Source organism: Thiocapsa sp. C2-2m (genome assembly GCF_041903745.1).
Lineage (GTDB): Bacteria > Pseudomonadota > Gammaproteobacteria > Chromatiales > Chromatiaceae > Thiocapsa > Thiocapsa roseilacustris.
The window spans coordinates 163,416-169,885 of sequence record NZ_JBBWVD010000008.1 but is presented as its reverse complement, the minus strand read 5'-3'; the positions used below and the strand labels follow the sequence as shown (position 1 = coordinate 169,885).

Genomic DNA, 6,470 nt, shown 5'->3' with positions numbered 1-6,470 from the left:
TGTGCCTGTTCCTGCTTGAGATGGGTCTCGAGGCAGGGCGGCGGTTCGGCGACTTCCGACGTGTCGGGTTGGCCCTCGGCGCCTTCGGGCTGGTGATGCCGCTGATCGGCGGCGCGATCGGCGTGCTGGTCGGCCACTACATGCTCGGTTTCAGCATCGGCGGCACGACTCTGGTCGGCGTCCTCGGCGCAAGCGCCTCCTATATCGCCGTACCACCCGCAATGCGGCTTGCCATACCGGAGGCCAATCCGTCCCTGTATTTGACCTTGTCCCTTGGTGTCACCTTCCCCTTCAATGTCGTCATCGGTATCCCGATCTATTATCAGCTCGCCCGCATGTTGGCCGGCGGGGCCTGATCGACAGATGGGCGTCGGTGATACCGGCGCCCCCTTAGCCTGTTTTGAAGCGAGTCGTTGGAGCCCGTAAACATGCATCGACTGTTTCCCGAAAAGCTGATCACCGTCATCAGCACGGATCTGCTCGAAGAGCGGCTGGTCGCCTTAGTGCGCCGAAGAGGCGCAAGCGGCTACACACTCATCCGCGCCCGCGGCGCAGGCTCTGATGGTCTGCAGTCCGGCAATCTGGATGCCGACACCAACTTGGTGCTAAAGGTCATTCTGCCGCCGGATCGGATCTCCGATTTACTTGATGACCTGAACCAACTGATCCGCAAGGGCTACCACCTGACCGTCTTCGTATCGGATGTGTCCGTCCTTAGCCACGAGAAATTCGATCAGCCGATGGCCGACTGAAGCCAACGTTGGGGAGGTGCGACTCGGGTTGCCCATGCCATTTTTACGGCCCGAAGAGCCGGCCTGCCGATCTTCGTGACCGGACGCAAGATCGCCGGCCGGGAAGGGTCTCTTCTTGGCCTATTACACGGACTATACGGCCTACGTGGTGATGGCCGCGATGCAGCATGCCGCGCTCGATCTCTACGGCACCGCGATGCTCTGGTTCATCCTGCCGCTCACCGGAATCACCCTCGCGGTCATGTTCGCCAGGGATCACGTCAACGGGCGAGACAAGACCAACGGCGGTTAAGGCGATTTCCGCAAGATTCCATACCGGAGGTTGTGCTGACGATAGGAAGCACAACTCGCGCCGACGTTTGGTTGTGCCTCGCACGGCTCGGCACAACCTACGCCTGGATTGTGTCCCTTTCTGGGTTTGCCCCGAAACCGTGGTCCGGTCCGCTGCGCGGACCATCCCCGCCCGACCGCACCACCCACGTCCGGCCCGACACCTCGTCGGCCCGCATCGCCCATCGGTCCGCACAGTGGACCCTACCGGGTCTGTCCCGGGTTTGCCTAGTGTTCGTCGCCGACACCCATCGTCCGCACTGCCTGCAACCAATCATCCCCGTCGGGACTGATGAGCAGTTGGTCGCCGAGGTCTTCCAACGTTTGGAGGTCGGCGATGCGCGCAAGCAACGGTTGTGTCTGCTCGGCGATTGTTGGACCGAATCGGCGTCGCACCTGACGGACCAGGATGTGGCGGGGTGCCTCGCGACCTTGCTCCGAACCTTGCTCCAAACCTTGCTCCAAGCCTTCTCGTTTCCACTGATCGGTCCAGGTTTCCAGATTCTCGGCCAGCATGTGATACACCTCGCTGATCTGCTTCGCACGGCCCAAGCCGAAGGTGTCGTCGGGCTGCTGGGCGAACACCTGCTCAAGGGCCCGGAAGACGGACTCGCACCATCGGCCCTCCTCGACATCCTACGTCGCCGCGAGCAACGCGACGCATCCCTCGAGCTGATGCACGAGTCCGAATACCGGCGCATGCTCGAGACACTCGGCACCGCGGCCCAGCAGCCCGTCATCATCAAAGGCACCGCCCTGGCCTACAGCCTCTATCGCCAACCCCACCGGCGCAGTCGCTGCGATCTCGACCTGGTCTTTCGGAGCCGAGCCGCCGCCCTCTCTGTGATCGATCTTCTCACCGAGGCCGGCTACCGACGCCTGAATGCGGTCGACGGCGACTGGATCACCCAGGCCATAACGCTCGTGAAGCGCGATTCGCTCGGCATCACCCATTCGCTTGATCTGCACTGGTCCCCCATCAATCAACCCGCACTGGCAGCAACACTCGGGTTCGCCGAGATCGCCGCAGCCGCGCACGGGCTGCCGTCCCTCGGCCCGCATCCCGCCGCCGCCGCACGCCCTGTTGATCGCCTGCCTGCATCGAATCGCCAACATCCGCACCGGTCGCGCCAATCGATTGATCTGGCTCTACGACATCCATTTGCTCGCCGGAACGCTGGAACCGGACCAATGGCGGTCGCTCGAAGCGCTGGCCCGAGCACGCGGATTTGCCGGGCTCCTGCTCGATGGACTCCTGGCCGCGAGCGCTCGCCTCGGCACCCGACTCCCCGACGAAACCGTCGAAACCCTCCGAGATTCGGCGGCGTCGCAATGGCGCACGCCCGCCGGGTTCACCAGCGAACGCGCGGCCCGACCTGCGCGCACTTCCCGGCTGGCGCGCCCCTACACGACTGCTGCGCGAGCATCTGCTACCCTCCGCCGACTACATGCGCATCAAATACGCCGGCGTTGATCACCCCTTGCCCGTGCTCTATCTACGCCGCATCCTAAACCGACTGTTTCGCCCGAAGCGTTAGCCGTTCGGCGATTTCCCGAAGAATCGTCGGTAGGGCCCGCTGTGCGGACCGAACGCCCTCGCGGACCACACCGACCCCTCACCCAGCGCCGCCGGACGCCACCCGCGGCCTCCGAAAACGCTCCAGCTCACCTTGGAGCGCCGACAGCGGCACTGCCGCACGTTCGGGCTGCTCTCCCTGCAGCTTCAACTCCACACCCGGACAGAACAAGGGCGCGTCGAGCTGGGTCGGTCGCTCCCCCTAAAACGCTCGGCCGTGGCGACGGACAATTCGCGACCACGCTGGAACGCGCCCTTTTCCCCGGCCCAAATCTCCTTGACAGACTGCTCATGCAGATTCCCGGCAGACCAGCGCACATGCAGACAGGGATACAGGTTGCCGAAGGGATCAATGAGGATGTCCCCGCCGCCGATCCCGCAGTGATAGGGCTCCTCCTCACCACCCGGATCCCCGCCGAGCGCCTCGTCCGTCGAATCCTGCTGCGCATCTGCCCCCTCGCACTCCGCCGCCACCGGCGCTATTTATTACCCACACTGACCACAGCCCTCAGGGTCCAGCCGGGATCGAGGGGTAGAAGATGGCAAAGGTCTCGGTGATGTCGGTGAGCCGGTTCAGGCCACGCCACAACGCGGTAGCCCCGGGATCGCCGTCGCCGTTGCGCCCGAGAAAGCCGCCGAGCCGGGCGACCATGCGCATGGCCTCGCCGAGGCTCGGCGGGGTCTCCGGCGGGATGGGCGAGCGCTGATGATGGCAGACCAGGGCCTGCCACTCGGTCTCCTCGAAGAAGACCGTGCAGGGGATGTCCGGGGTCGCACGCCCGCGTTTGGCCAGATCCATCACCCGCCAGGCGACGACCAGATCGATGGCCAGGCACGCCTGCAGGCTGTCGGCATCGCCGAGGCGGCGGTCCTCGATGCGGCAGCCGCTTTTGAGGGTGCGGTGAAATACCTCGCTCGGGGCGGGCTCCACGCCGTAGAGTGCTTTGAGATTCGCCCGCGTCGTCTCCTCCCGGCGGTCGTGCTCGAACTGCAGCGGCGACGGATACTTCAGCCCGAACAACGCCAGCCCCGACATCAGATGATCCACCAGCGCAATCGCGTTGCCGGGCAGATCGGGGATCTTCCCGAACACCTGCCGCGCCGTGTGCAGCAGGCCTTCGGCGCTCAGTTGTTTGCGGACGAAAGGAGCACTCACCGGAATCTTCCTCGCAACCTTAGACTTGCACGGCAGCATACGGATTTCTCAACGAAAGTTTACGAAGAGCTTTTCTTGAGCCTGAGCTAACATGCAGTTTTTGAAAGGAAATTTTTTTTCGGCGGGGATTGCTGGCTCGAGCGCATTTGTGCATAGAGAAGATGCGTTCGGTTGCTCCCCATCAATGCTTTTTCGGCCGGAGGCGTCTATAGCCGAGCGCGCAATGGCTACGACATGACAGGGAGGTTTCCGGGGAGGTCTCTGCGGACGTTTGGGGCCCCGGCAGGCGGGTGGCGGATGGGCCTTGTTCGTATCGCCTGCCATCGCGGCACGTGGCGCAGAGCGCCACGGGGCAGGCGTGACACCGCGGAGCGGGTGTCACGAGCTCGTTTGCTGTCACCCGTCCGTGTAGTGTTGCGCGTTCGTTTTGGGTTTGGGTGGCCCGTCGAATGGGCGAGGCCGCCGGATGCACTGCACTGATCCGCCGACCGGCGGGCCTTGCGCGCAAGAGCGTCGGTCCGCACAGCGGACCCTACCGAGGCAACTCGATCCGCACGGCAGAACACGCAATCATCGTCGTAGGGTCCGCTGTGCGGACCAGATTTCGAAAAGGGCTCGGAGCCCTTTCCGATACGTTAAAGCAGCTTCACCAAAGCCGCCATAGCACCGACTTGGGCGAACATCAGCGGGATGAGCCACAGCAGCAAGCTGTTGCGGCTGCGCTCGATCGCGGCTGTCATATCGCCGCGCATTTTGACCATTTCTTTCTGAAGCCTGAGCTCGGTTTGGCGTAGCTCGCCGCGCAACTGCTCGATGTCGGCCTTCACCTCGCCGCGCAACTTCTCGATCTCGGTCTTGACCTCGCCGCGCAACTGCTCGATCTCGGTCTTGACCTCGCCGCGCAACTGCTCGATCTCGGTCTTGACCTCGCCGCGCAACTGCTCGATCTCGGCCGTTAAATCGCCGCGCAATTGGACGATTTCTTTCTGAAGCCTGAGCTCGGTCTGGCGTAGCTCGCCACGCAACTGCTCGATGTCTTTTTGCAGGCGCAGCTCCGTCTCGCTCAGATGCGTACGCGTTGCGAGATCCGGAAGATGCGGATAACGCTCCTCCAGCCGCTCGAACGCCTCGGCGATGACGCGCGCCCGGGCGCGCTCGTCCGGCGCGCTGGCAAGGGCTTCGTAAAGCTCGACTACGGTGCTCATCGTTGTTCGCCCACGCCTTGTTGATCTGAATCGCAGTTGACGCCCATGGCCCGTCGAGCGCTTTGACGCACGGAGAACCCCGCATCACCGTAGGGTCCGCTGCGCGGACCATCCGGTGCCAAAAACCACCGCCGGTGCCGCCCGAGGTCATTGGTCCGCACAGCGGACCCTACCGACGCAGGCTCAATCCGCACGGCAGAACCCCGCAAACTGAGCTTCCCTCGGTTTTTCGTCTTCCAAGGGCAGGGGTTCATGCGACCTGTTTTTCTCCCTCCCGAGTGTTGATCCAGTCCTTCAGAAACAGTGCCGGGGAAGTGTAACCGAGGGTGGAATGCAGACGCTTGCGATTGTAGAACACCTCGATGTACTCGAAGGCGGTGGCCTTCATGGCGTCGCGGGTGGCGAAGCGCTCCCCGAAGACACGCTCGTTCTTGAAGCTGTTGAACCCGCTCTCGGTCGGGGCGTTGTCCCAGCAGTTCCCCTTGCGGCTCATCGAGCAGACCATGCCGTGCTGCGCCGGCTTTTCCTGGAACGCATGGCTCGCGTACCGGCTCCCCCGATCGGAATGGTGGATCAGCCCCGGGGGCGGCTTGCCTCGAAACCAACCCATGGTCAGCGCGTCGGTGACAAGGTCGGCCGTCATGCGCGGCTGCAGCGACCAGCCCACGACCTCGCGGTTGAACAGGTCCAGCACGATGGCCGAGTACAGCCAGCCTTCATCCGTCCACAGGTCGGTGATGTCGGCACTCCAGACCTGATGCGGGCCGCTCGGGGCGACGTCGCGCGCGAGCAGGTTGTCGGCCACCGGCAGGCTGTGCTTGGAGTCGGTCGTGGCCTTGTCGCGGCGCTTGTGGCGCCCCCGGATGCCGTGCTCGCGCATCAGGCGCTCCACCCGTGCCTTGCTCGCCGAGAAGCCTCGCGCGCGCAGCTCACGCACCATCCGCGGGCTGCCGTAAGCACCCTTGAGCTCGGCATGGATGGATCGGATCAGGGCCAGCAACTGCGCATCCGTCAGCCCACGGCGATCCGGTGTGCCGCCACCCTGCCAGGCCCGGTAGCCGCCGACACTGACCTCCAGGACATCACACAGCTCGTTCAGGGCGAAGCCGTTGCGGTGCGCATCGATCCAGGCGTACGTCACAGCGCATCCCGCACGAAGTACGCCGTCGCTTTGTTTAAGATGTCGACCTCGCGCTTGAGCCGCGCGTTCTCCGCGCGCAGACGCGACAGCTCCATCGCCTCCGGTGTGACTTTCGCTGCGCCCGCACCGTTGAGCGTGCCGACGTCGAACGCCTTCACCCGGTTGCGCAGGGTCTACTCGACCAGACCCATCTCCTTGGCCACCGCGCTTACGCGCTTGCCGTCCTTGACCCGCTTGACCGCCTGTTCCTTGAACTCGGCGGTGTACTCTTGCTTCGGAATCTTCTGCATCATCGTCTTCAGTGTGACAG

Annotated in this window: 8 protein-coding genes and 2 pseudogenes; 5 read left to right on the top strand and 5 right to left on the bottom strand. The window is 64.0% G+C overall.

Translation table 11 applies throughout. The annotated features are described in order from the left end of the window. The 3 genes from AADX97_RS08320 to AADX97_RS08310 form a co-directional block, all read left to right on the top strand. Window positions 1–356: sodium-dependent bicarbonate transport family permease (locus tag AADX97_RS08320; protein WP_374239288.1), on the top strand; the 356-nt coding region annotated here is incomplete at its 5' end. Window positions 357–428: 72 nt separating this feature from the next. Then, on the top strand, window positions 429–752 hold the full coding sequence (locus AADX97_RS08315) for a P-II family nitrogen regulator (RefSeq protein WP_374235223.1): 324 nt from the start codon (window positions 429–431) through the stop codon (window positions 750–752). Window positions 753–867: 115 nt separating this feature from the next. Continuing rightward, entirely contained in the window at window positions 868–1,044 is a 177-nt protein-coding gene (locus tag AADX97_RS08310) for a hypothetical protein (protein WP_374235224.1), read from the top strand. 266 nt (window positions 1,045–1,310) lie between these two features. On the opposite strand, the gene AADX97_RS08305 is transcribed toward AADX97_RS08310, so the two are convergent. Continuing rightward, entirely contained in the window at window positions 1,311–1,667 is a 357-nt protein-coding gene (locus tag AADX97_RS08305; RefSeq protein WP_374235226.1) for a transposase, read from the bottom strand. On the opposite strand from AADX97_RS08305, the pseudogene AADX97_RS08300 reads away from it, so the two are divergent. Further along, a pseudogene (locus tag AADX97_RS08300) lies at window positions 1,599–2,009 on the top strand (nucleotidyltransferase family protein); the annotation flags it as partial. The gene AADX97_RS08305 and the pseudogene AADX97_RS08300 overlap by 69 nt on opposite strands. Before the next feature lie 157 nt (window positions 2,010–2,166). Further along, a complete protein-coding gene (locus tag AADX97_RS08295) occupies window positions 2,167–2,556 on the top strand; it encodes a hypothetical protein (protein ID WP_374235277.1) in 390 nt (129 codons plus the stop codon). Between the two features lie 249 nt (window positions 2,557–2,805). Here the strand turns inward: AADX97_RS08295 and AADX97_RS08290 are convergent, their stop codons facing one another. The 4 genes and pseudogenes from AADX97_RS08290 to AADX97_RS08275 all read right to left on the bottom strand — a co-directional run bounded on the left by AADX97_RS08290 (window position 2,806) and on the right by AADX97_RS08275 (window position 6,450). Continuing rightward, window positions 2,806–3,132, bottom strand: a complete 327-nt coding sequence (locus AADX97_RS08290; protein ID WP_374235227.1) for an SPASM domain-containing protein — start codon at window positions 3,130–3,132, stop codon at window positions 2,806–2,808. 34 nt (window positions 3,133–3,166) lie between these two features. Further along, window positions 3,167–3,814: an IS4 family transposase gene (locus tag AADX97_RS08285; RefSeq protein ID WP_374235228.1), complete on the bottom strand. Its 648-nt coding sequence runs from the start codon at window positions 3,812–3,814 to the stop codon at window positions 3,167–3,169. A gap of 635 nt (window positions 3,815–4,449) precedes the next feature. Continuing rightward, window positions 4,450–5,019, bottom strand: a complete 570-nt coding sequence (locus tag AADX97_RS08280) for a DUF1640 domain-containing protein (RefSeq protein WP_374235229.1) — start codon at window positions 5,017–5,019, stop codon at window positions 4,450–4,452. Between the two features lie 250 nt (window positions 5,020–5,269). Next, a pseudogene (locus AADX97_RS08275) lies at window positions 5,270–6,450 on the bottom strand (IS3 family transposase). Between the last annotated feature and the right edge of the window lie 20 nt (window positions 6,451–6,470).

Excerpts from the sequence above, each read along its gene's own strand:
- AADX97_RS08280 (WP_374235229.1), bottom strand. The coding sequence starts at position 5,019 with ATGAGCACCGTAGTCGAGCTTTACGAAGCCCTTGCCAGCGCGCCGGAC.
- AADX97_RS08315 (WP_374235223.1), top strand. The coding sequence starts at position 429 with ATGCATCGACTGTTTCCCGAAAAGCTGATCACCGTCATCAGCACGGAT.